The organism is Rhizobium sp. 01L410, assembly GCF_056400165.1.
The window spans coordinates 87,952-110,712 of sequence record NZ_JBFTST010000011.1 but is presented as its reverse complement, the minus strand read 5'-3'; the positions used below and the strand labels follow the sequence as shown (position 1 = coordinate 110,712).

The 22,761-nt window shown below is 60.3% G+C and carries 21 protein-coding genes; 7 read left to right on the top strand and 14 right to left on the bottom strand.

The window, feature by feature from the left end:
* Positions 1-5 precede the first annotated feature (5 nt).
* The 3 genes from urtC to urtA all read right to left on the bottom strand — a co-directional run bounded on the left by urtC (position 6) and on the right by urtA (position 4,193).
* A complete protein-coding gene (urtC, locus tag AC1DV9_RS22520) occupies positions 6-1,166 on the bottom strand; it encodes an urea ABC transporter permease subunit UrtC (protein ID WP_477950107.1) in 1,161 nt (386 codons plus the stop codon).
* On the bottom strand, positions 1,163-2,782 hold the full coding sequence (gene urtB / locus AC1DV9_RS22515; RefSeq protein WP_477950106.1) for an urea ABC transporter permease subunit UrtB: 1,620 nt from the start codon (positions 2,780-2,782) through the stop codon (positions 1,163-1,165). Before urtB ends, urtC begins: the two co-directional genes overlap by 4 nt.
* A gap of 118 nt (positions 2,783-2,900) precedes the next feature.
* On the bottom strand, positions 2,901-4,193 hold the full coding sequence (urtA, locus tag AC1DV9_RS22510) for an urea ABC transporter substrate-binding protein (RefSeq protein ID WP_477950105.1): 1,293 nt from the start codon (positions 4,191-4,193) through the stop codon (positions 2,901-2,903).
* Positions 4,194-4,410: 217 nt separating this feature from the next.
* On the opposite strand from urtA, the gene AC1DV9_RS22505 reads away from it, so the two are divergent.
* A complete protein-coding gene (locus AC1DV9_RS22505) occupies positions 4,411-7,797 on the top strand; it encodes a hybrid sensor histidine kinase/response regulator (protein WP_477950104.1) in 3,387 nt (1,128 codons plus the stop codon).
* On the top strand, positions 7,790-8,707 hold the full coding sequence (locus AC1DV9_RS22500) for a response regulator transcription factor (protein WP_112390416.1): 918 nt from the start codon (positions 7,790-7,792) through the stop codon (positions 8,705-8,707). The genes AC1DV9_RS22505 and AC1DV9_RS22500 overlap by 8 nt, the downstream gene beginning before the upstream one ends.
* A gap of 427 nt (positions 8,708-9,134) precedes the next feature.
* On the opposite strand, the gene AC1DV9_RS22495 is transcribed toward AC1DV9_RS22500, so the two are convergent.
* The 7 genes from AC1DV9_RS22495 to AC1DV9_RS22465 all read right to left on the bottom strand — a co-directional run bounded on the left by AC1DV9_RS22495 (position 9,135) and on the right by AC1DV9_RS22465 (position 15,880).
* Positions 9,135-10,103, bottom strand: coding sequence for a 2-hydroxyacid dehydrogenase (locus AC1DV9_RS22495; RefSeq protein WP_477950103.1), 969 nt, complete (start codon positions 10,101-10,103; stop codon positions 9,135-9,137).
* A 154-nt stretch (positions 10,104-10,257) separates the two neighbouring features.
* On the bottom strand, positions 10,258-11,382 hold the full coding sequence (locus AC1DV9_RS22490; RefSeq protein WP_477950102.1) for a branched-chain amino acid ABC transporter substrate-binding protein: 1,125 nt from the start codon (positions 11,380-11,382) through the stop codon (positions 10,258-10,260).
* A gap of 229 nt (positions 11,383-11,611) precedes the next feature.
* Positions 11,612-11,965 carry a DUF6867 family protein gene (locus tag AC1DV9_RS22485; RefSeq protein ID WP_112390414.1) on the bottom strand — a complete coding sequence of 118 codons (354 nt, stop codon included), beginning with the start codon at positions 11,963-11,965 and terminating at the stop codon, positions 11,612-11,614.
* A gap of 24 nt (positions 11,966-11,989) precedes the next feature.
* The gene (locus tag AC1DV9_RS22480) at positions 11,990-12,718 is read right to left on the bottom strand and encodes an ABC transporter ATP-binding protein (RefSeq protein ID WP_112390413.1); all 729 of its coding nucleotides are present in this window, start codon (positions 12,716-12,718) and stop codon (positions 11,990-11,992) included.
* On the bottom strand, positions 12,718-13,581 hold the full coding sequence (locus AC1DV9_RS22475; RefSeq protein WP_112390412.1) for an ABC transporter ATP-binding protein: 864 nt from the start codon (positions 13,579-13,581) through the stop codon (positions 12,718-12,720). The genes AC1DV9_RS22480 and AC1DV9_RS22475 overlap by 1 nt, the downstream gene beginning before the upstream one ends.
* Positions 13,581-14,972, bottom strand: coding sequence for a high-affinity branched-chain amino acid ABC transporter permease LivM (livM, locus tag AC1DV9_RS22470; protein WP_112516336.1), 1,392 nt, complete (start codon positions 14,970-14,972; stop codon positions 13,581-13,583). The genes AC1DV9_RS22475 and livM overlap by 1 nt, the downstream gene beginning before the upstream one ends.
* Before the next feature lie 5 nt (positions 14,973-14,977).
* A complete protein-coding gene (locus AC1DV9_RS22465) occupies positions 14,978-15,880 on the bottom strand; it encodes a branched-chain amino acid ABC transporter permease (protein ID WP_112390410.1) in 903 nt (300 codons plus the stop codon).
* Positions 15,881-16,358: 478 nt separating this feature from the next.
* Between AC1DV9_RS22465 and cysQ the strand changes: the two genes are divergently transcribed.
* Both cysQ and AC1DV9_RS22455 read left to right on the top strand, forming a co-directional pair.
* Positions 16,359-17,156: a 3'(2'),5'-bisphosphate nucleotidase CysQ gene (cysQ, locus tag AC1DV9_RS22460; RefSeq protein WP_477950101.1), complete on the top strand. Its 798-nt coding sequence runs from the start codon at positions 16,359-16,361 to the stop codon at positions 17,154-17,156.
* 113 nt (positions 17,157-17,269) lie between these two features.
* Entirely contained in the window at positions 17,270-18,304 is a 1,035-nt protein-coding gene (locus tag AC1DV9_RS22455; protein ID WP_477950100.1) for a DUF2793 domain-containing protein, read from the top strand.
* A 3-nt stretch (positions 18,305-18,307) separates the two neighbouring features.
* Here AC1DV9_RS22455 and AC1DV9_RS22450 read toward each other — a convergent pair whose 3' ends face one another.
* Positions 18,308-19,054 carry a helix-turn-helix transcriptional regulator gene (locus AC1DV9_RS22450; protein ID WP_112390407.1) on the bottom strand — a complete coding sequence of 249 codons (747 nt, stop codon included), beginning with the start codon at positions 19,052-19,054 and terminating at the stop codon, positions 18,308-18,310.
* A gap of 396 nt (positions 19,055-19,450) precedes the next feature.
* Here AC1DV9_RS22450 and sciP point away from each other — a divergent pair, with 396 nt between their 5' ends.
* Positions 19,451-19,726 (top strand): CtrA inhibitor SciP, encoded by a 276-nt coding sequence (gene sciP / locus AC1DV9_RS22445; RefSeq protein ID WP_034476390.1) that lies wholly within the window; start codon positions 19,451-19,453, stop codon positions 19,724-19,726.
* Between the two features lie 19 nt (positions 19,727-19,745).
* On the opposite strand, the gene AC1DV9_RS22440 is transcribed toward sciP, so the two are convergent.
* Complete coding sequence (locus AC1DV9_RS22440; protein ID WP_477950099.1) at positions 19,746-20,213, bottom strand: paraquat-inducible protein A; 468 nt, start codon at positions 20,211-20,213, stop codon at positions 19,746-19,748.
* A gap of 102 nt (positions 20,214-20,315) precedes the next feature.
* Between AC1DV9_RS22440 and AC1DV9_RS22435 the strand changes: the two genes are divergently transcribed.
* Positions 20,316-20,594 carry a GNAT family N-acetyltransferase gene (locus tag AC1DV9_RS22435; RefSeq protein WP_477950098.1) on the top strand — a complete coding sequence of 93 codons (279 nt, stop codon included), beginning with the start codon at positions 20,316-20,318 and terminating at the stop codon, positions 20,592-20,594.
* Between the two features lie 105 nt (positions 20,595-20,699).
* Here AC1DV9_RS22435 and AC1DV9_RS22430 read toward each other — a convergent pair whose 3' ends face one another.
* On the bottom strand, positions 20,700-21,050 hold the full coding sequence (locus AC1DV9_RS22430; RefSeq protein ID WP_112390402.1) for a flagellar export protein FliJ: 351 nt from the start codon (positions 21,048-21,050) through the stop codon (positions 20,700-20,702).
* Between the two features lie 443 nt (positions 21,051-21,493).
* Between AC1DV9_RS22430 and ctrA the strand changes: the two genes are divergently transcribed.
* Positions 21,494-22,195 (top strand): response regulator transcription factor CtrA, encoded by a 702-nt coding sequence (gene ctrA, locus AC1DV9_RS22425; protein WP_112390401.1) that lies wholly within the window; start codon positions 21,494-21,496, stop codon positions 22,193-22,195.
* 201 nt (positions 22,196-22,396) lie between these two features.
* Here ctrA and AC1DV9_RS22420 read toward each other — a convergent pair whose 3' ends face one another.
* Positions 22,397-22,759: a response regulator gene (locus AC1DV9_RS22420; RefSeq protein WP_112516329.1), complete on the bottom strand. Its 363-nt coding sequence runs from the start codon at positions 22,757-22,759 to the stop codon at positions 22,397-22,399.
* Between the last annotated feature and the right edge of the window lie 2 nt (positions 22,760-22,761).

The window sequence follows — 22,761 nt, the reverse complement described above, 5'->3', positions numbered from 1 at the left end:
CGCGCCTACTCCGCTGCCTGGATTTTTGCATCGACGCCGTCCTCGAGCGAGGGAGGCGTGGCCTCCGTCCGCGGCTTGCGCCTGCCGATATACTGCGCGGCCGTGCCGACAATGCCCTTCGGCAGGAACAGCGTGACGGCAACGAAGAGACCGCCGAGCGCAAACAGCCAGAACTCGGGGAAGAGACCGGTGAAGATGGTCTTGCCGCCATTGACGAGGATGGCGCCGATAATCGGGCCGATCAGCGTCGCGCGGCCGCCGACCGCCGTCCAGATGACCACTTCGATCGAGTTGGCAGGAGCGAATTCGCCGGGATTGATGATGCCGACCTGCGGCACGTAGAGCGCCCCGGCAATGCCCGCCATCATCGCCGAAACGACAAAGGTGAAGAGCTTGAAATGCTCGACACGGTAGCCGAGGAAGCGGGTACGGCTTTCGGCATCGCGAACGCCGACCAACACCTTGCCGAACTTGGAGCGGACGATGGCGGAAGCAATCATCAGCGACAGCGCCAGGAAGATCGCCGTGGCAACAAAGAGCGAGGCGCGGGTGCCGTCGGCCTGGACGTTATAGCCGATGATTTCCTTGAAGTCGGTCATGCCGTTATTGCCACCGAAGCCCATGTCGTTGCGGAAGAAGGCCAAGAGCAGCGCGTAGGTCATCGCCTGGGTGATGATCGACAGATAGACGCCGTTGACGCGTGAGCGGAAGGCGAACCAGCCGAAGATGAAGGCGAGCAGCCCGGGCACGGCGACGACCATGATCGCCGCGAACCAGAAGTGATCGAAGCCGTACCAGAACCACGGCAGTTCCTTCCAGTTCAGGAACACCATGAAGTCGGGCAGGATCGGATCGCCATAGACGCCGCGCGAGCCGATCTGGCGCATCAGATACATGCCCATCGCATAGCCGCCGAGCGCGAAGAAGGCGCCGTGGCCGAGCGAGAGGATGCCGCAGAAGCCCCAGACGAGATCGAGTGCCAGCGCCAGCAGCGCATAGGTCAGATACTTGCCGAACAGCGCCATGATGTAGGTCGGGATATGCAGCGGGTTCTCGGGGCCGGTCAGGAGATTGAGCACCGGCACCAGAACCGCGACCAGAAGCAGGATGGCGATGGCTATCGAGATCTTGCGATCGAGAGACCGGAGAAGGAAAGCCGTAATCATGCTTCCACCGCCCTTCCTTTGAGTGCGAAGAGCCCGCGGGGGCGCTTCTGGATGAAGAGAATGATGAGGACGAGCACCAGGATCTTGCCGAGCACGGCGCCAGCGAAGGGTTCCAGGAACTTGTTGACGACGCCGAGTGACAGCGCGCCGACCAGCGTGCCCCAGAGATTGCCGACGCCGCCGAAGACCACGACCATGAAACTGTCGATGATGTAGCTTTGTCCGAGGTTCGGCGAGACGTTGTCGATCTGGCTGAGCGCCACCCCGGCAATCCCGGCAATGCCGGACCCGAGGCCGAAGGTGAAGGCATCAACCCAGCCTGTGCGGATGCCCATCGAGGACGCCATGCGGCGGTTCTGTGTGACGGCGCGCATCTGCAGGCCAAAGGCCGAGCGCTTCAGGAGCATCAGCAGCGTCACGAACACCGCCATCGAGAAGACGATGATCCACATGCGGTTCCAGGTGATAGACAGGCCGCCGAATTCGAAGGCGCCGGACATCCAGCTCGGATTGCGCACTTCGCGGTTGGTCGGGCCGAAGATCGAGCGCACCGCCTGCTGCAGGATCAGCGACACGCCCCAGGTGGCGAGCAGCGTTTCCAGAGGGCGGCCATAGAGATAGCGGATTACGACCCGCTCGATGACGAGGCCGACGAAGCCGGTGAAAAGGAAGGCTGCAGGCACGGAGAAGGCCAGCGAATAGGTCGCCATGCCCGGGAAATTCGAGGTAATGTACTCCTGCACCACATAGGTCGTGTAGGCGCCGATCATCACCATCTCGCCATGCGCCATGTTGATGACGCCCATGACTCCGAAGGTGATGGCAAGGCCGATGGCGGCGAGCAGCAGTACCGAGCCGAGCGACAACCCGTACCAGACGTTCTGCACCACATCCCAGACAGCCAGGCTGCGCTTGATGCCGTCGATATCCGACTGGATTGCCGGTTTCAGGTCGTCAGGCGCGGTTTCCATCGCCGTCGTCAGGATCGTCATGGCGTTGCGGTCGCCGCGGGCGGCGATCGTGTCGATGGCGGCCTTCTTGTCTTCGGCGCTGACATCGCTCTTCAGCATCATCACCGCACGGGCGGCTTCCATCGTGTTCTTGACCTCGCCGTCCTTCTCCGTAGCAAGCGCCGAATTCAAGAGATCGAGATTGGCGGGATCGGCGTCCTTGAGCAGCCCCTGAGCGGCGGCGAGCCGCGCGGAACGATCCGGGCTCAGCAGCGTCAGCGTGCTCATGCTGGTGGCGATGATGCCGCGCAGCGAATTGTTGATCCTGACCTTGGACATATAGTCCGGGTCGATATCGGCGACGGCCTCGCCGCTGATCGGATCGGAGAATGTGGGCTCGTCATCCGTGCCGCCCTGCAGCAGAACCGGGCCGCCCTCTTCCGAATTCACATAAAGCTGGCCGTCGCTGAGCTGCTGCAGGATCTGGCCGACATGCGGATCCTTGGAGGCGACGAGCGCCTTGATGGCCGCCTCGCGGGCATCGAAGTCGCCGGCGCCGAGCGCATCGACGAGGGCGTGAATGTCTTCCTGCGCCTTCAGTGCCGAGGAGAAGACCGGCAGGGCGAGGAGGAGTGTGAAAAGAACGATCTTGATGGCGCGATACATCGGCTTTCTCGCCTGGATTATCGTTGGCCTCTGGGGCACCAACCGTTTGGGACGGAGCTTCCGCCCGGAACATGGGGGTCCGGACGGAAGGCATCAGGCAGGTATCGGATCGGCTAACTCAAGACCCCTTGCCGCCGCACTTGCCGGTCGCAACGTTGAAGTTGCCGCAGTTCATCGGCTTGCGCCAATCGGAGATCAGGTCCTTGGAGTCAGGCAGGTAATCGGACCATTCGTCACCGACGACGGCAGGCGTCTGCTTGACGATTTCGAACTGGCCGTCGCCCTGGATTTCGCCGATGAGAACAGGCTTGGTGATGTGGTGGTTGGGCATCACGGTCGCATAGCCACCCGAGAGGTTCGGAACGGAGACGCCGATGATGGTGTCAAGAACCTTGTCGGTGTCGGTGGTGCCGGCAGCCTCGACAGCCTTAACCCAGGCGTTAAAGCCGATATAGGCCGCTTCCATCGGGTCGTTGGTCACGCGCTTGTCGTTCTTGGTGTAGGCGTGCCATTCCTTGATGAACTTCTTGTTGGCCGGGCTTTCGACCGACTCGAAGTAGTTCCAGGCAGCCAGGTGGCCGACGAGCGGCTTGGTGTCGAGACCGGCAAGCTCTTCTTCGCCGACCGAGAAGGCGACGACAGGAATGTCGGTTGCCTTGATGCCCTGGTTGCCGAGTTCCTTGTAGAACGGAACGTTGGCGTCACCGTTGATCGTCGAGACGACGGCGGTCTTCTTGCCCGCCGAACCGAATTCCTTGATCTTGGAGACTTCGGTCTGCCAGTCGGAGAAACCGAACGGCGTGTAGTTGATGATGATGTCTTCCTTCGGAATGCCCTTGGATTCGAGATAGGCTTCCAGGATCTTGTTGGTCGTGCGCGGATAGACGTAGTCGGTACCTTCGAGAACGAAGCGCTTCACGCCTTCCTTCTCCATCAGGTAATCGACGGCCGGGATCGCCTGCTGGTTCGGAGCAGCACCGGTGTAGAAGATGTTGCGCGAGGATTCTTCACCCTCGTACTGGACCGGGTAGAAGAGGATCGAGTTCAGCTCTTCGAAGACCGGGAGAACCGACTTGCGCGACGAGGACGTCCAGCAACCGAACACGGCCGCGACCTTGTCCTTTTCGATCAGCTCGCGTGCCTTTTCGGCAAACAGCGGCCAATCCGAAGCCGGGTCAACGACGACGGCTTCAAGCTTCTTGCCGAGAAGGCCGCCCTTCTTGTTCTGCTCGTCGATGAGCATCAGCATGGCGTCCTTGAGCGTCGTCTCGGAGATGGCCATGGTGCCGGAGAGCGAGTGCAGAACGCCGACCTTGATCGTGTCGTCGGCAGCGACTGCCCCATGAAATGCGGCCGTGGCCGACATGACGGCGCCGAGAGCGGCACCTGAAACATATGATCGCAGATTCATCTTGTGATCCCCTCTTCTTGTTCGACAACAGGCCGGAAGGCAAAAATTAACTGTTGCTTAAGGGACTATCCGGTGCTGCACTGCGAAAACACATACGTAATATGACGTAGGCACCGGGGCTAAATCTGCACGCTTATGCTGCGGCGCACCCTTAAGCGTCGCGCCCATCCATGTTACGGAAGAATGACAAGGGGAACGAAGGGACCGGCACACAGGCATGGCAGCGCGGCAACGCATCATTCCGGTCAGGCGCGAATACAATCGCTGGGTCGCCAACCAGACGCTGGAAGACTACGCGCTGCGCTTCACCGCAAAGAGCGCCCGGCAATTCTCTTCGCAGCGCATCTCGCAGACGGCGATCGGCGCCATCTCCTTCCTGGCGCTGGAGGCGATCGGCGGCGCCATCACGCTCTCTTACGGCACCACCAACGCCTTCTACGCCATCATCGTCGCCTCGATCGCCATGCTCGCCATCGGCCTGCCGATCAGCCGCTATGCGATCCGCCATGGCGTCGATATCGACCTGCTGACGCGCGGCGCCAGTTTCGGCTATATTGGCTCGACGATCACCTCGCTGATCTATGCGAGCTTCACCTTCATGCTCTTCGCCATCGAGGCGTCGATCATGTCCGGGGCGCTGGAGCTGACGCTCGGCATACCGCTCTGGATCGGCTACATCATCAGCGCCGTCATGGTGATCCCGCTGGTTACCCACGGCGTCAAGCTGATCAGCCGCTTCCAGCTGATGACCCAGCCCTTCTGGATCGTGCTGAACATCCTGCCCTTTATCTTCATCGCCTTTCTCGACTGGGAGAAGTTCGATGTCTGGCGGGCCTTCGCCGGTATCCGCCATGCCTCGGGGCCGCCGGGCACGATTGCCGATTTCAACCTCGTGGAGTTCGGCGCCGCCTCGGCCGTCATCCTGGCGCTGATGTCGCAGATCGGCGAGCAGGCCGACTTCCTGCGCTTCCTGCCACCCGATGGACAACGCAAGTGGCGCCACCGCCTCGCCGTCTTCCTCGCCGGTCCCGGCTGGGTGATCATCGGCGCACCGAAGCTGCTGGCAGGCTCCTTCTTGGTGGTGCTGACCTTCACCGCCGGCGTGCCCGTCGACCGCGCCGCCGATCCGGCGCAGATGTATCTGACCGCCTTCGGCTACATGATCCCCTGGCACAATGCCGCTCTTCTGCTGATGGCCGCCTTCGTCGTCGTCTCGCAGCTGAAGATCAACGTGATGAACGCATATGCCGGCTCGCTTGCCTGGTCGAACTTCTTCTCGCGCCTGACGCACAGCCATCCGGGCCGCGTCATCTGGCTGATCTTCAATGTCGCCATCGCCCTGCTGCTGATGGAACTCGGTATCTACAAGCTGCTTGAGGAAACGCTCGGCATCTTCTCGATCATCGCCATGGCCTGGCTCTGCACCATCTCGGCCGATCTCTTCATCAACAAGCCGCTCGGCCTTGCCCCTCCGGGCATCGAGTTCAAGCGCGCCCATCTCTATGACATCAATCCTGTCGGCCTCGGCGCCATGACGCTGTCGGCAACCGTCGCGCTCATCGCCCATTTCGGCGCTTTCGGCCCGATCGCCGCCTCGCTGGCGCCCTATATCACGCTCGTCATCTCGCTGATCGCCTCGCCGCTGATCGCCTGGGGCACCAAGGGCAAATACTATCTGGCCCGCAAGCCGCGCCACAGCTGGAAGAACCTGACCAGCATCACCTGCTCGGTCTGCGAACATCCCTTCGAGCCCGAGGACATGGCTTGGTGCCCGGCCTATGCCGCGCCGATCTGCTCGCTCTGCTGTTCGCTCGACAGCCGCTGCCACGACATGTGCAAGCCGAATGCCCGGCTGAATGCGCAGATCGGCACCGTCGCCAAGGCGCTGCTGCCCGAAACGGTCATCGAGAAACTCACCACCCGCCTGGGACGCTACGGCATCGCCGTCATCCTGGCGCTGACCGCGGTCGGCGCGATCCTGGCGATGATCGCCCATCAGGTGGCCTCGGCCTCGCCGGAGACCGCCGAGGTCGTCAACCGCACGATCCTGATCGTGTTCTTCGTCTTCGCGGTTATCGCCGGCGTCGTCTGCTGGTTCTATGTGCTCGCCCATGACAGCCGCGTCGTTGCCGAGGAGGAATCCTCGCGCCAGAACACGCTGCTACTCAAGGAAATCGCCGCCCACAAGAAGACCGACGCCGCCCTGCAGAATGCCAAGGAAACCGCAGAAGCCGCCAACCGCGCCAAGAGCCGCTATGTCGTCGGCCTCAGCCACGAACTGCGCACGCCGCTGAATGCCGTCCTCGGTTACGCTCAGATCCTGGAGCGCGACGAAACCATTCCGGCGCCGCGCCAATCCTCGATCAAGGTCATCCGCCGCTCGGCCGAGCATCTCTCCGGCCTGATCGACGGTCTGCTCGATATTTCCAAGATCGAGGCGGGCCGCCTGCAGGTCTATTCCAACGAGATCAACATCCAGGATTTCCTCGACCAGATCATCGACATGTTCCGCCCGCAGGCACAGGCGAAGGGTCTCACCTTCCATCACTATCGCTCGCCCTCGCTGCCGCAATTCGTGCGCACCGACGAGAAGCGGCTGCGCCAGATCCTCGTCAACCTGCTGTCGAACGCCATCAAGTTCACCGACGAGGGCACGGTGACCTTCGATATCGGCTATCGCAGCCAGGTCGCAACCTTCACCGTGTCGGATACCGGCCGCGGCATCGCCGGGCACGATCTCAGCCGCATCTACGAACCCTTCCAGCGCGGCGAGGCCGAAAGCATCCGGCCTATGCCGGGGCTTGGCCTCGGCCTCACCATCACCCGGCTCCTGACCAACACGCTCGGCGGCGAGATCTCGGTCGAGAGCGAGAAGGACAAGGGCTCGACCTTCCGCGTCCGTCTGATGCTCTCGGCCGTCACCCGCGAAATCCTCGCCCCGCCGCAGGAAAAGAAGATCGTCAGTTATGACGGCCCGCGCCGCACCATCGTCGTCGTCGACGACAACGAGGACCACCGCGAGATGATGCGGGAAATCCTGGCACCGCTCGATTTCGTGGTGCTGACGGCAGCCAGCGGACCGGATTGCCTGACGTTGATCGAAGGCATCAAGCCGGACCTCTTCCTCGTCGACATCTCCATGCCCGGTATGAGCGGCTGGCAGCTTGCGTCGCGCCTGCGCGAAAGCGGCCAGACGTCACCGATCCTGATGCTCTCGGCCAATATCGGCGATGCCGCCGCGACCGCCGAAAGCGACGACAGCCACAATGATGCGATCGGCAAGCCCGTCGATATCAAGCAGCTGCGCGACAAGCTCGCTTTGCATCTCGGCCTCAAATGGACCTATGCCGATAGCGCCCCGCCGCCTGCAGCGCCCGCCAAACCGCCGCTGGTCAGCCCGGGTGCGCCCCATATCGAGGAACTGATGCGCCTTTGCGAGATCGGCTACATCAGGGGGATCGAAGCCAAGCTCAATGACCTTGCCAAGGACGAAGCAAATCAGCCATTGACCGATGAACTGCGAGCCTATGTCGGCGCCTTCGATCTCGACGGCTTCATGACCTTCCTGCACGGCTTCGACGAAAAGGTAGAGACCATTGGCTGACACGGCCCAACCCCGCGATATCGTCCTGCTTGTCGATGATTCCCCGGAGGCGCTCGGCTTCCTGACCGATGCGCTGGAACAGTCGGGCTTCTCCGTGCTGATCGCCACGTCAGGAACGGCGGCGCTCAACATCGTCGAGCGCATCACCCCCGATCTCATCCTGCTCGATGCCGTCATGCCCGTCATGGATGGTTTCGAGACCTGCCGCAAATTGAAGGCCAACGCCGCAGTCGGCCAGGTGCCGGTCATCTTCATGACCGGGCTGACGGAGACCGAACACGTCGTCCATGCACTGGAATCCGGCGGCGTCGACTATCTCACCAAGCCGATCAATATCGACGAACTGCGCGCCCGCATCCGCGTCCATCTGCGCAATGCTCGCTCGGCCCAGAGCGCCCGCGTCGCCCTCGACGCCGCCGGACGCCATCTGCTCGCGGTCAAGGGCAATGGCGCCATCCACTGGTCCACCCCGCAGGCCACCCGGCTCGTCAACGCCGCCATGGGCAGCGACGACGGCATGGAGGTGTTAACAGCGCATATCGCCGCCTGGATGAAGGACCGCATGGGAACCGGCCGCGACACAGCCTTCTCCGTCACCCACGCGGGCCAACCCGTGCTGCAGCTCGCCTTCCTCGGCACCATCGGTCCCGACGAATACCTCTTCCGCCTCACCGCCGTCAGCCAGCGCAGCGACGACGCGGTGCTGCGCCAGCATTTCTCGTTGACCCAGCGGGAGTCGGAAGTGCTGCTCTGGATCGCCAAGGGCAAGGCCAACAGGGACATCGGCGAGATTTTAGGGCTATCGGCGCGGACGGTGAACAAGCATCTCGAGCAGATCTATGTGAAGCTTGGGGTCGAGAACCGGGCGTCGGCGGCGGTGAAGGCGGCGCATGTGTTGCATGAGGGGTGATGGTGGGGTTCGCTTGAGTCTTGAGACTTCGAGCAAGAACGCCCCCCTCTGCCCTGCCGGGCATCTCCCCCACAGGTGGGGAGATTGGCTGGGCGCGCCCGCTCGCCTCACACCTTGGTCCGCAGCGGACACCCACCCTCCCTCATTCCTGTGCTTGTCACAGGAATCCAGTGCGCCCCAGTCCTGGGGCGCGGGAGACTTCTTCAATAGAGAAATGAGTCATTCACCGCGCAGACGCGCGGTGGCTGGATTCCTGTGACAAGCACAGGAATGACGGTGCGCGTGGATTAGCTGCAGAAAGCCATTGGCGCTGTAACGTCAATGCCAGCGTGATGCGAGCGGCTGACCCAGCCAATCTCCCCACCTGTGGGGGAGATGCCCGGCAGGGCAGAGGGGGGCGAGCTTGCTCAGGTGGAAAGAACCACCCTCAAACCACCCGATCCGCCGGCTCCCGGCCCTCGAAGAACGCGGCGACATTCTCTACCACCTTCATCCCCATCGCCGTGCGTGTCTCCTCGGTCGCACTGCCGAGATGCGGCAGCAGCACCACATTCTCCATCGCCTTCAGCGCCTCCGGCACCTGCGGCTCCGCCTCGTAGACATCGAGCCCTGCCCCACGGATCGTCCCGTCCCGCAAGGCCGCAACCAGCGCCGCCTCATCCACCACGTCCCCGCGCGCCGTGTTGATCAGGAACGCACCCTTCTTCATCGCCGCGAAGCGCGCCGCGTTCATCAGGTGCCGGTTCTCGGCTCCACCCGGGCAATGCAGCGAGACGAAATCGGCGGCCGCAAGCACGTCCTCGACGGTGGCGAGCTGACGGGCGCCATAACGGGCGGCTTCGGCCTCATCGACCTTGGAGCGATTGTAGAACACCACGTCCATGTCGAAACCGAAATGGCAGCGCTGGGCGAAGGCCTTGCCGATGCGGCCGAAGCCGATGATGCCGACGGTCTTGCGGGAGACCTTGGTGCCGATCATGTGGGTCGGGCACCAGCCCTTCCATTCGTTGGCGCGGACCTGCCGGTCGCCCTCACCGCCACGGCGGGCAACATCGAGCAGCAGCAGCATGGCGATATCGGCGGTGCAGTCGGTCAGAACGCCGGGCGTGTTGGTGACGGCAATGCCCTTGGCCTTGGCGGAAGCGATATCGATGTGATTGTAGCCGACGCCGAAATTGCCGAGGATTTTCGTACGGATCTCGCCCTCGAAAACGGATGCCGGCAGCTTGTCGGAGACGGTCGGCAGCACCGCGTCGTAATCGGCCAGCGCCTGGCGCAGCTGATCGGCGGTCATCGGCACGTCAGCTTCGTTGAGGGTAACCTCGAAACGTTCGGCGAGTGCCGCCTCGGCGGCAGCGGGCCAGCGGCGGGTGACGAGAATGCGCGGTCGGGACATGATGAGCTTCCGTTCTAGATCCAGGCGAGGCTCAAGACCTAGCCCATCACACCTGGATTGAAAACGTCACTCCGCCGCGAAACCGTCGCCAAAAACAAAGAAGCCCGGTCGAAACCGGGCTTCCTCTAAACGGTCGGAACCGTGCAAGCGATGCTTACTTCGCAGCCTGCGGGAAGTAGCTGTACTTGCCGTCCGGGCCCTTCTTCCATTCGTACATGATGTAGCCCGGGAGCTTCGGGTCGCCCTTTTCATCGAAGGACATGTCGCCGAGAACGGTCGGGAACGGACCCTTTTCCTTCATTGCCTTTGCAACGGCTTCCGGATCGTTAGAACCAGCAGCCTTTGCAGCGCCTGCGATCGACTGCATCGCAGCGTAGGAATAGAGGGTGTACGCTTCCGGGTTGAAGCCGGCAGCCTTGAACTTCTCGACGAGGTCCTTGTTGGCCGGGTTCAGCGTCGGATCCGGGCCGAAGGTGTTCAGCGTGCCTTCGACAGCGTCGCCAGCGATCGAAGCCAGTTCGTTCGAAACGATACCGTCACCCGATACGAGCGTTGCCTTCAGGCCCTGGTCCTTTGCCTGGCGGATAATGAGACCAGCTTCGGTGTGGAGACCACCCCAATAGATGATCGAAACGCCGGCTTCCTTCATCTTGGCGATGAGGGCCGAGAAGTCCTTGTCGCCGACGTTGATGCCTTCGTACACGACTTCGGTGATACCAGCGGCGTTCATAGCCTTCTTGGTTTCGTCAGCGAGACCCTGGCCGTAAGGCGTCTTGTCGTGAACGACAGCGATCTTGGCGTCCTTGAAGTGGTCGGCAAGATACTTGCCGGCAATCGCGCCCTGCTGGTCGTCACGGCCGCAAGTACGGAACGTGTTCCAGAGACCACGCTCGGTGAACTGCGGGTTCGTAGCAGCCGGGGTGATTTCGAGGATGCCGTTTTCAGCGTAAACTTCAGAAGCCGGGATGGAAACGCCCGAGTTGAAGTGACCGACAACGAACTTGACGCCGTCAGCAACGAACTTGTTCGCTACCGAGATGCCCTGCTTCGGGTCGGAGACGTCGTCGCCGAGCTCGACCTTGATCTGCTCGCCGTTGATGCCGCCAGCAGCGTTGATATCAGCGGCTGCCTGTTCGGCACCCTTCTGAAGCTGTGCACCGAACGCAGCGTTCGGGCCCGTCAGCGGACCACCAACACCAACAAGCAGGTCAGCCCGCGCAGCGCCGCTGAAAGCAACCATCGCGGAAAGAGCTACTGCTGACAGAAGATACTTCTTCATGTTTTTACTCCCAATTTTTGGGCGGGTTCCGGTCCTAGACCCAGCGCATTACCCACCATCGTTTGCGCCGGGAAAGCTGTTCCTCTCTGGGGGCATGAACCGGTGGCGTTGTGCCTTGCCGGCCATGAGCCATGCCCTTCGATTTCTTGTCAGTGGCGGATTTCCGTTTTAAGTCCAAGACTTCCGGGTACCGCCGCTGAGGCAATTCATGCCTAGTTTCAACGGGCTGTCAATGTTTGTTCTTCCACGAGAAGGCGGAAGTTTTTTCGTACAGCCAGTAATAGTTGTTGACCATCTGATTGGTGCGGCGGAAGCGGAAGCCGGCCGTCGAGAAGACGAGCAGCAGCACGAAATCGATGATGTAGAAGAAGGCGCTCAGCATCGGGCCGTTGAACAGCGCGTGATGCAGGAACTGCATCACCCAGGCGAGCAGGAAGGTATAGGCGATCACCAGCGGGTAATCGCTCCAGCCTTCGGCCGCGGCCTTGCCGGCGCGCCACGCGGTCCAGAAACCGATGAGCATGACGAGCGCACGGATAACCGTCCTGACGCCCATATCCGGTTCGAAGAAAAGTCCCTGCATATCAAAGTCTCCCTTCTGCCCGGATCAATGCCGCCCGCCTTCGAGATAGGCGGCACGGACTTCGGGATTGGCAAGCAGTTCCTTGCCGGAACCGCTCATCGTCACCTTGCCGTTCACCATCACGTAGGCGCGATGCGAAAGCTTGAGGGCAGCAAATGCGTTCTGCTCGACGAGGAAGACCGTCAGGCCTTCGGTTTCGTTGAGCTTCTTGATCGCCTCGAAAATCCCCTTGACGATCAGCGGCGCCAGGCCGAGCGACGGTTCGTCGAGAAGCAGGAGCTTCGGACGAGCCATCAGCGCGCGGCCGATAGACAGCATCTGCTGCTCACCGCCCGAAAGCGTGCCGCCGCGCTGCGTCTGGCGCTCCTTGAGGCGCGGGAACATCACGAAGATCTTCTCGAGGTCCTCATGGAAATATTTCAGGTTATCCAGACCCGCACCCATCTGGAGGTTTTCCAGAACGGTCATGCGTGGGAAAATCCGGCGTCCCTCGGGCGACTGGGCGATGCGCAGACGCGCGATCTCGTGGGTCGGCATCTTGGTGATGTCGCGGCCCTCGAAAATGATCGAGCCGGTACGCGCCTGCGGGCTGCCGCAGATCGTCATCATCAGCGTCGACTTGCCAGCGCCGTTGGCACCGATCAGGCTGACGATTTCACCCTTCTTGACTTCGACATCGATGCCGGCGAGAGCGCGGATATTGCCGTAATAGGTCTCGACACCCTGAACACTAAGAAGCTGTTCCCCAGCCATCAGAATGCGCCCCCTTCTACGGTCGCGATGACCTCTTCAACTTCTTCGTCTTCGACACCGAGATAGGCCGCAATGACCTTCGGGTCGTTCTTCACATGATCGGGCGTACCGTCGGAGATCTTCTGGCCGTATTCGAGAACGACGACGTGGTCGGAAATTTCCATGACCACCGACATGTCGTGCTCGATGAGCAGGATCGAGGTTCCGGTATCGGCGCGGATGCTGCGCAGCAGCTCGTTGAGTGCCAGCGATTCGCGCGGGTTGAGACCCGCCGCCGGTTCGTCGAGGCAGAGCAGTTCCGGACCGGTGCACATGGCGCGGGCGATTTCCAGGCGGCGCTGGGCGCCGTAGGGCAGATCGCCTGCCGGGTCGTCGGCGCGATCGGTCAGATCGGCCTTGTCCAGCCAGTAGCGTGCAAGCTCGATCGAGGCGGCAGCTTCCTTCTTGTAGCTGCCGATGCCGAGCAGCCCGAGGATCGTATAGCCAGAAGCCTTCATCAGCTTGTTGTGCTGGGCGACAAGCAGGTTTTCCAAAACCGTCAGACCCGAGAACAGACGAATGTTCTGGAAGGTACGGGCGACCTTGGCTTCCTTGGTGATGCGGAAATCCGGAAGGCGCTCGAGCAGATACTGCTTTCCGCTCTTCTGGTTCATGGTGATCATGCCCATCGTCGGCTTGTAGAAGCCGGTGATGCAGTTGAACACCGTGGTCTTGCCTGCGCCGTTCGGGCCAATCAGGGCGGTAATGTCGCCGCGCTTGGCTTCGAAAGACAGATCGTTGATGGCCATCAGGCCGCCGAACTTCATCGACAGGTGCTCGACCTTGAGCAGGGTATCGTTGGACATTGTTTCTACAGGGCTCATCAGCCGTGGCCCTCCTTGGTGAAGCTTCCGGATACCGCCTTGCGCTCCTTGAGGAAGGCGGTCGGTTCACGCGAGCCGACGAAACCGCGCGGCTTGAAGAGCATGACCACGACCATGGCGAGGCCGAAGAGCAGCATGCGGTAGAGTTCCGGCGTGAAATCAGGACCGAAGACGACCTTCAGGAAGTCCATTTCGCGCAGCACTTCCGTGCCGCCGACCATGACAACCGCGGCAATCGCGATACCCGTCAGCGAGCCCATGCCGCCGAGGACGACGATGGCGAGGATGACGGCAGATTCCAGGAACACGAAGGATTCAGGCGAGACGAAGCCCTGGCGCGCTGCGAAGAACGAGCCGGCGAAGCCGCCGAACATGGCGCCCGTCGCAAAGGCGGTCAGCTTGGTCGTCACCGTGTTAATGCCGAGCGAGCGGCAGGCGATTTCGTCTTCACGCAGAGCTTCCCAAGCGCGGCCGATCGGCATGCGGCGAAGCCGGATGGTGACGTAGGCCGTGACCAGGCAGAGCGCCAGGATCAGATAGAACAGGAAGATCTTGTAATAGGCAGACGACATCGGCAGGCCGAGCAGCTTGGCAAAGCCGCCAGCGGACGCATCGAACGGAATACCGAACAGCGTTGCCTTCGGAATGCCGGAGATGCCGAACGTTCCCTTCGTGACATCGGTCCAGTTGATCAGCACCAGACGGATGATTTCACCGAAGGCCAGCGTCACGATAGCGAGGTAGTCGCCGCGCAGACGCAGGACCGGGAAGCCGAGGATGATGCCCCAAAGTGCTGCGAAGATGCCCGACAGCGGCAGCAGGACCCAGAAGGACAGGCCGAAATAGCTGGAGAGCAGCGCGTAGGAATAGGCGCCGACAGCATAGAAGGCGACATAGCCGAGGTCGAGAAGACCGGCGAGACCGACGACGATGTTCAGACCCCAGGCGAGCATCACGTAGATGAGGATCTGGATACCGAAGTTATCGACCCACTTCAGCGAGCCCTGCGCACCGACGAGCGCGTAGATCACGACCGGGTAAAGCAGCAGGGCAACCAGCGCAATCTTCAGGAAGTGCGTGTGGAAGAAGCTCTTTTCCGTCGAGATATCGAGCTCGCCCTGCTTTGCCTTGGCAAGCTTGCGGCGATTGATGTTCGGCTGGATGAAGACGACCATGACGAAGCGGCCGATGGCGGCGATTGCGACGAAGATCGCAAGCAGGCCCCAGCGCTGGACGATGATCAGTTCGTTGTTGATGTTCTGCTGCGTGCCGAGACCGACATAGAGAACGAACAGGCCGAGCGAGACGAGACCGGTGAAGAAAGCTTCACGGATACCCTTCTGGACAAGCCCGGCCTCGGGCTTGCCTGCGGAAGTTTCAATGTTTGCCATGACGATTATACCTTCTCGACTTCCGGCCGTCCGAGAATACCGGTCGGCTTGAAGATCAGGACGAAAGCCAGGATCGCGAAGGTCGCGACGTCCTTGTAGGCGATGGTGAAGTAGGCGGACCAGAGCGACTCGATGAGACCGATCAGCAGACCGCCGAACACTGCGCCCGGCAGCGAACCGATACCGCCGAGAACGGCAGCCGTGAACGCCTTGACGCCTGGGGTGAAGCCATCGGTGAACGAGGCGACACCGTAATACATCAGGTACATCGTACCGGCGACGGCAGCGAGCGCGGCGCCCATGATGAAGGTGATGGAAATCGTCTGGTCGACATTGACGCCGAGCAGAGCCGCCATCTTTCGGTCCTGCTCCGTCGCGCGCTGGGCGCGTCCGAGCGCCGTGCGGTTGACGAGGTACCAGAAGCCCGCGAGCAGCACGACCGTGATGACGATGATGATGATCTGCTTCAGCGAAACCGAGATGCCGCCGATATCATAGACCGAAGTGACCAGCGGCGGGATCGGCTTGTTGCGCGGGCCCTGCGTCACCTGGATGAAGTTCGAAAGCGTGATCGACATGCCGATCGCGGTGATCAGCGGCGCCAAGCGGAACGAACCGCGCAGCGGACGGTATGCAACTCGCTCGATCGTCCAATTCCACAAACTCGTCATCAGCATCGCAACAACAAGCATCGCCAGCAGAAGAACTGCTACCGGAAGACCTGCGAAAATGGATGTGAGAACGAGAAAGACGATAAGAGCAGCGAAACCACCAAGCATGAAGACATCGCCATGGGCGAAATTGATCATGCCGACAATGCCGTAAACCATCGTATAGCCAATAGCGACCAGACCATAGATGGATCCAAGAGTCAGCCCATTGAAGAGCTGCTGGATAAAGTACTCCATATGTCATTTCCCCTGGATGCGAACCAACATGGCTGCATCTCTTTTTGGTTAGGGCTCCGCTTTTAAATCGAAACCTCGTAGCCGCATGCATAGCGCTTTCAGGGAAAATGTGAAGACAAAAAGGCTGCGCTGAATCAGATTCTTGCTCAAACGGACGCAAATGGCGCGTTGCGGATCAATTTCCACACTAAAAAGGCATTATATGACAAAAATTTAGCCAGAAACGGCCTGTGGATTAACCATTGCGGCGCTTTTGTGATCCGGCACCGGTTCCGGCCAACGAAAGCTATTCCACAAAAATGGAATTCGAAGCAAATTCCGACCGCGCGACGGACGATTGGGTGAAAACCATTCCGGTGCTTGTCTGCTTTCATAGCGGTTTTCCGCGGCGTGCAAAAGTCTGGCCTCAATCTTATATTTAAAGTTATATTCGACGCTTCGCCGGGGCCCTTCCCGGTCCGACAGATTCTGAAACGTGATGTTGCCGACATTCGAAAATGCAGCTCTCGAAGCAGGACGGAAGATCATCGAGATTTTCCGTGCGGGCTATCACGTCTCGACCAAGGCCGATGAGACGCCGGTAACGCTGGCCGACCACGAAGCCGAAAAGATCATTCTCGTGCATCTTTCCAAGGAATATCCTGACATTCCCGTCATTGCCGAAGAATCAGTGGCCGCAGGCCATATCCCTGATATCGGCGAGAAGCCGTTTTTCCTCGTCGATCCGCTGGATGGCACGCGTGAGTTCGTCGACAAGCGCAAGGAATTCACGGTCAACATCGCCTATATCGAGAACGGCATCCCGGTCGCGGGCATCGTCTATGCCCCGGCGCTGGGCGTCGCCTTTGCCGGGGAATCAGGCCGCGCCGAGAAACTGCATGTCGGCGAAGACTTCACGGTAGACAGGCGCGAAACCGTGACCGTCCGTGACGAGCCGGAACACCGGCTGGCGCTGGCAAGCCGTTGCCACAACAGCCCGGCGACCGACAGCTTTCTGGCCAAGCACGACATTTCAGAATGCACCAATATCGGTTCGTCGCTGAAATTCTGCCTGCTGGCCGAGGGCAAGGCGGATGTCTATCCGCGCTTCACCCGGACAATGGAATGGGACACGGCGGCGGGCGATGCCGTTTTGCGCGCCGCTGGCGGCACGACCCTGACGCTCGACGGGCTGCCGCTGACCTACGGCAAGATCGGCCGAAAGGGTGAACCTGACTTCGTCAATCCGGATTTCATTTCCTGGGGAAGCCGGAAGCGCGCGCTTCGCCGCGCATAACAGGGCAAGAATCCGCTTGAACATCAACGGCGGCAGCGGGCCTTCGTCCCCGGCCGCTACAGCGGATCTAAGATCGGCAGCACCCGACGCCCCGGCGCAATGGAGATTGCTGCATGTCCGAGATTACCGCCAATCTTGCCCTCCCCTATATTCTACCCTCCCAGGCACAGAAGCATGTGACGCATAACGAGGCGCTACAGCTGATCGATGCGGTCATCCAGCTGACGATCACAAGCGAAGCCTCGACCCCACCGGACGCGCCGGAAGAAGGCAGCTGCTATCTTATCGCAACAGACGCGGCAGGGATCTGGGCCGGGAAAAAGGGGCGGCTTGCGTTCCGCCAGGACAGCGCCTGGCTCTATATCGCGCCGCGCGAGGGATGGCGGGCGTATTTTACCGCCATCGGAAAGTTCCGGGTTCTGGTCGATGGCACGTGGAGCGATATTGCCCCACCGCCCTCCAGCCTGCCGCTTCTCGGATTGAACGCGACAGCCGATCTGCAAAACCGCCTCGCCATCTCCTCCCCTGCCAGCCTTTTCAATCACGAAGGTCATGGTCATCAGGTGAAGGTCAACAAGGCGTCGGCCGGCGACACCGCGTCGCTTCTCTTCCAGTCCAACTGGTCGGGTCGTGCGGAAATGGGGCTTGCCGGCAATGACGAGTTCTCGATCAAGGTGAGCGGCGATGGCGCGGCATGGGAGACAGCCCTGGCGATTGCCGCCGGCGGCATCGTCAGGACACCGGCACGCCCGGTCGTGCGGGCTTCGCTTGCTGCGGGGACCTCGACCCCAGCCAGTAACACCCGCACCGGCTTCAATGCCATGCATGCGCAGCAGGGTGGGTTCGCGTTGGGCGCCGCGGTGCCATCAGGCACCGGCAACAGGTTGATCGTCCCGGCTTCCGGTCTCTATCTGCTGATTCTCTCCGTCAGCACGCTGACCTCATCGGCCTATGGCGCACGGCTGGAAGCGAACGGCAGCACCGCACTTGCAACCGTTGCCGGTGTCACAACCACCGCAGCAGCACGCCAGACAGCATTCGGCCTCGCCCAGCTTACGGCCGGAGACTGGCTGTCGATCGTGCATACAGGAACGGCGCAATATGAATTCGGCGCCGGAAAGACGGAGATCAGCGCCATCCTGCTCTGAAGGTCAGAGCAACCGGTAACGCAGCGCCCGGGCAACGGCCTGCATGCGGTTGACCGAATCGAGCTTGCGCATGGCGCTCTTCAGGTAGCCGACGACGGTATGCGAGGAGAGGTCGAGAATGATGGCGATCTCGTCGCTGCTCTTGCCGGCCGCAGACCAGCGCAGACATTCGATTTCGCGCCGCGTCAGGCTTTCCGCCGGGCCCACTTCATCGCGATTGGCGCTGCTGAAGCGGTCGAGCGCCTGCATCGCCGAGAAAAAAAGTGCCATCTGCTCTTCCTGCTGCAGCGCAGGACGCGAACCGGAAAATGCAAAAATGTATTGTTTTAGATCAGCGTCATGTAGCGAAAAGCCGAAAGTTGCCTGCAATCCATGCATCTGGAAGGCGGCGTTCAACCGGCGGTTTTCTAGATTGGCGGCAGCCCCGCCAAAGGTTCCCGCATTGCAATATACTGGCACGATCGTCTGCTTCAGAGCATTGACGAGTTCGCTGCAGTAAAACATGTCCGCGCCCTCGTATAGATTGACGAGGGTCTGCGGCCAGTTGCTTGCGACCCGGTTTTCAACGAAGCCCGTCGCATCGCCGCGCGGAAACGAGGCAAGCAGGAAAAAATCGAAGCCCGCTTCCTTGGTCATGCGCTCAAGACTGCGCTTGAACTCGATCTTCAGATCGCCCTGGCGCGTGGTGGTGGAAAGCGAAAAAGCGTTATCGTCTACGCAGTTACGCACTGCGCGCTCACGTCTCGTCATCGATTTTTTCCTCAATCGCGACCTGCGGTCCGTTCCCGCTCCAGCAGGCCGTTGAAGGCGCCGGACAACAGCAAGAGCACAGCGAGGCTCCGCGTCGCAGTGGACGGAAGCTTTCGGCGTGATTCTATGACTGAATGCTGCGAGAAGAACGGAGACGAGGTCTAGCGCTCATTCGTAATGTTGCAGCGCTTATAAATCTTCCCGCGAAATATAGATATTATTTATTACGCATGGGAGCCATGCACCGGGCTCAAATTTACGTAAGGGAAGTTCGGCCGGAGGTGGGTAGCTCCGGCACTTAAAGTTGTTATCAAATTCTTACGACCGGTTTAGGCAATTTTTAAATGTGACGGGCTAGAGTGACGTTTGTGGTCTTGAGTTGTGTAGAGAGTCCCAATGACCGAAATGATACGACCCCGAGTAAAATATGTCATCGGCCCCGATGGCAGCCCGCTTACGATTGCGGATCTACCGCCGCCGAATACAAGGCGCTGGGTTATCCGCCGCAAGGCTGAGGTTGTCGCGGCTGTGCGCGGTGGCCTGTTGAGCTTGGAAGAAGCGTGTGAGCGTTACACGCTTACCGTAGAAGAGTTCCTGTCCTGGCAGTCGTCGATCAGCAGTCACGGCCTGGCCGGCCTGCGCACGACGCGTATCCAGCAGTACCGTCACTAACCGCCTTTTGGCACCAAGTTCATTTCGGGCCGGACGCATTCCCCTTCAAGGAATGCAGAAGGCCCGAAATTATTGTTGAGGCCGCATAACACCAGAGGCCCGGCTGCGTAAAAGCATCCGCCAGCCCTGTGGTCTTCGCCGCAGCAATGACGATCGCCACCAGAAGCACGTCCATCATTGACCACTTGGACAGGTAAGGCACGGCGTGACGATAAAACCAGCTGCCGGTTCCGCCACCGGCCGCTGTTGCCTCCACCGCCAGGCCGATCATCTTGCAAACCGGCAGAACGATCGAGACCAGGGCCACGATCGCCGCAAGCAGCATGTCGCCGCCGCTCCAGAGCGATGCAACGATCCCGATCAGCGACGGCGTCTCATCGAAAAAATAGAGCTTCTCGAAGCGGATCAGCGGCAGGACCAGCCCGAGCGCCAGAAAGAAAGGCGCCGCGACCAGCAGCACGGGCTTCAGCAGCGCCAATTTCACCATCAAGCCTTCTCCGTTGAACACTGCGTCGCCCCCGCTCCGGCTTGTGAGCCCCTGCCCGGCATGCCACGTTCGGGCAACACATCTCTTTCGGAGGACAATAGAATGGATATCCGCAACGAAGAAAATGCCTCGGGCGGCCGTTATGTCGTTGATGTCGAGGGGCATGAGGCCGAGATGACCTATTCCCGCACCTCGCCGAAGCTCGTCATCATCGACCACACCGGCGTGCCGGACGCCTTGCGCGGCAAAGGCGTCGGCCAGGCGCTGGCGCTGCACGCCGTCGAGGAAGCCCGCAAGGGCGGCTGGAAGATCTTTGCGCTTTGCCCGTTCTTCAAGGCACAGTCACAGCGCCACGACGAATGGCGCGATGTGGTGAACTGAGAAACAAAAAACACGAAAAGCCACGTATGACGGACCTTGCCCGTCATACGTGGCTTTTTCTTCGGCGATTCCCCAGGACGCCAGGCGGCGTCCATCGCCAGACCGTTACGCCCGGGCGCGAATCGCGCCGTCGCGCTCCTCGAGGGCGGCTGCACGGGCATATTCTGCCTGCATCTCCTCGAGCGCCTGTTCCAGAGCCTCTTCCTGCATCTTCAACTCCTTGATGGAGACCTGAAGATTGTCGGCGCGCTGACGTGCGGCCTTGGCGAAGGTCGGGTAGGCGAAATGATTCGGGTCGGAAATGCCGGACTTCTTCTCTTCGACGACGATCTGGCTCTCCAGATCCTTCGTCATCCGTTCGAATTCAGACATCATCATCTGCAATTGCTGCAGCTGACGTCGTTTTTCGTTCACCTGAAATTCCTTCAGGCGAACTAGGCTCTCACGCGACTTCATACGCATTACTCCAGTGATGCGAGATCCCGGCTTTACTAAAACTGCCCCTTGCGCACCGCTTTGAGACGGTCTGCCCAAAAAATTTCCGTCGGTATTAACAAAAACCTACCGCTGGTAACCTTTCGTTTACGGGCATCGTTAATGATAGGTCCGATGATTTAAGGCTCGGTAAACATCACTACGCGATTTCCGAAACCTTTTCATTGCTGAGTCGAATGAATCGCTTAGCGGCCGTTCTTAATGTAAAAGTTAAGGAATCGGTCTTGCGAATTCTCGTTGGAAAACAGCGGAATGGACAAAATATTTAATAAATTCGTTACCTCTTGCCAGAGTGGAATAGAATTTGTTAACCATTTCGTGGCAGCTTCCAAATCACGCAGTGACATATTTCGGTATCGCGTAGGGGGCCAGACCACCTTTCGGCGGCGGTAAAGGGGATAATAATGCGGGTACTACTGATTGAAGACGACAGCGCGACCGCGCAGAGCATCGAACTGATGCTCAAGTCCGAAAGTTTTAACGTCTACACCACCGATCTCGGTGAAGAAGGCGTCGACCTCGGCAAACTGTATGATTACGACATCATCCTTCTCGATTTGAACCTTCCCGACATGTCCGGATATGAAGTGCTGCGCACTCTCCGCCTGTCCAAGGTCAAGACACCGATCCTCATCCTCTCGGGTATGGCCGGCATCGAAGACAAGGTCCGCGGTCTCGGCTTCGGCGCCGACGACTACATGACCAAGCCGTTCCACAAGGACGAGCTCGTCGCCCGCATCCACGCCATCGTCCGCCGTTCGAAGGGCCATGCCCAGTCGGTCATCATGACGGGCGAACTGATCGTCAACCTCGACGCCAAGACCGTCGAAGTCGGCGGCCAGCGCGTTCACCTGACGGGCAAGGAATACCAGATGCTGGAGCTGCTTTCGCTCCGCAAGGGCACGACGCTCACCAAGGAAATGTTCCTGAACCACCTTTACGGCGGCATGGACGAACCGGAATTGAAGATCATCGACGTCTTCATCTGCAAGCTGCGCAAGAAGCTTGCGAACGCTGCCGGCGGCGCCAACTACATCGAAACCGTCTGGGGCCGCGGCTACGTGCTGCGCGAGCCGGATGGTGCCGAATACGCCGAAAGCGCCTGATACCGCATTTCCCCTTTTGCCAAATTCAAAATCCCGCCTTCAAGGCGGGATTTTTTCGTTTGCGGCCTGTTGTTCTCCCGATCGCCAGTCGCCCTGCATCATTCCGGCCAAGTGCCGGAGAGTGCTAGCTTATTAGACGCGCGAAAATGCCCGGGACGCGCCCCGGGCATTGCATCTGGAACTTCAAAATGGATTGGATCTTTACGCGGCGATCGCGCGATTGCCGAAGACGGCGGTCAGGATCTTGCGGTCGAACGGCTTCAGCAGGAAGTCGGTCGCCCCTGCCCGCTTGCCGGCCATCAGCTTCTTCAGGTCGGCTTCGATGACGCAGTAGTAGATCTTGACCTCTTTGCCACCCTCCATGGCGCGGATGGTGGTGATCAGCTCAAGCGCGCCTTCCATCCCGGAATCGACGATCAGGTAATCGGGAAGTTCAGTCTGGCAGGCAGACAGGGCTTCGGCGGCATTTGCCGCCTCGCCCACCAGGAAATCGAGCTCGGAAAGGATACGCTTGCCGACCTTGCGAACGACGTCCGAACTGTCGGTGATCATGAAACGCTGCATCA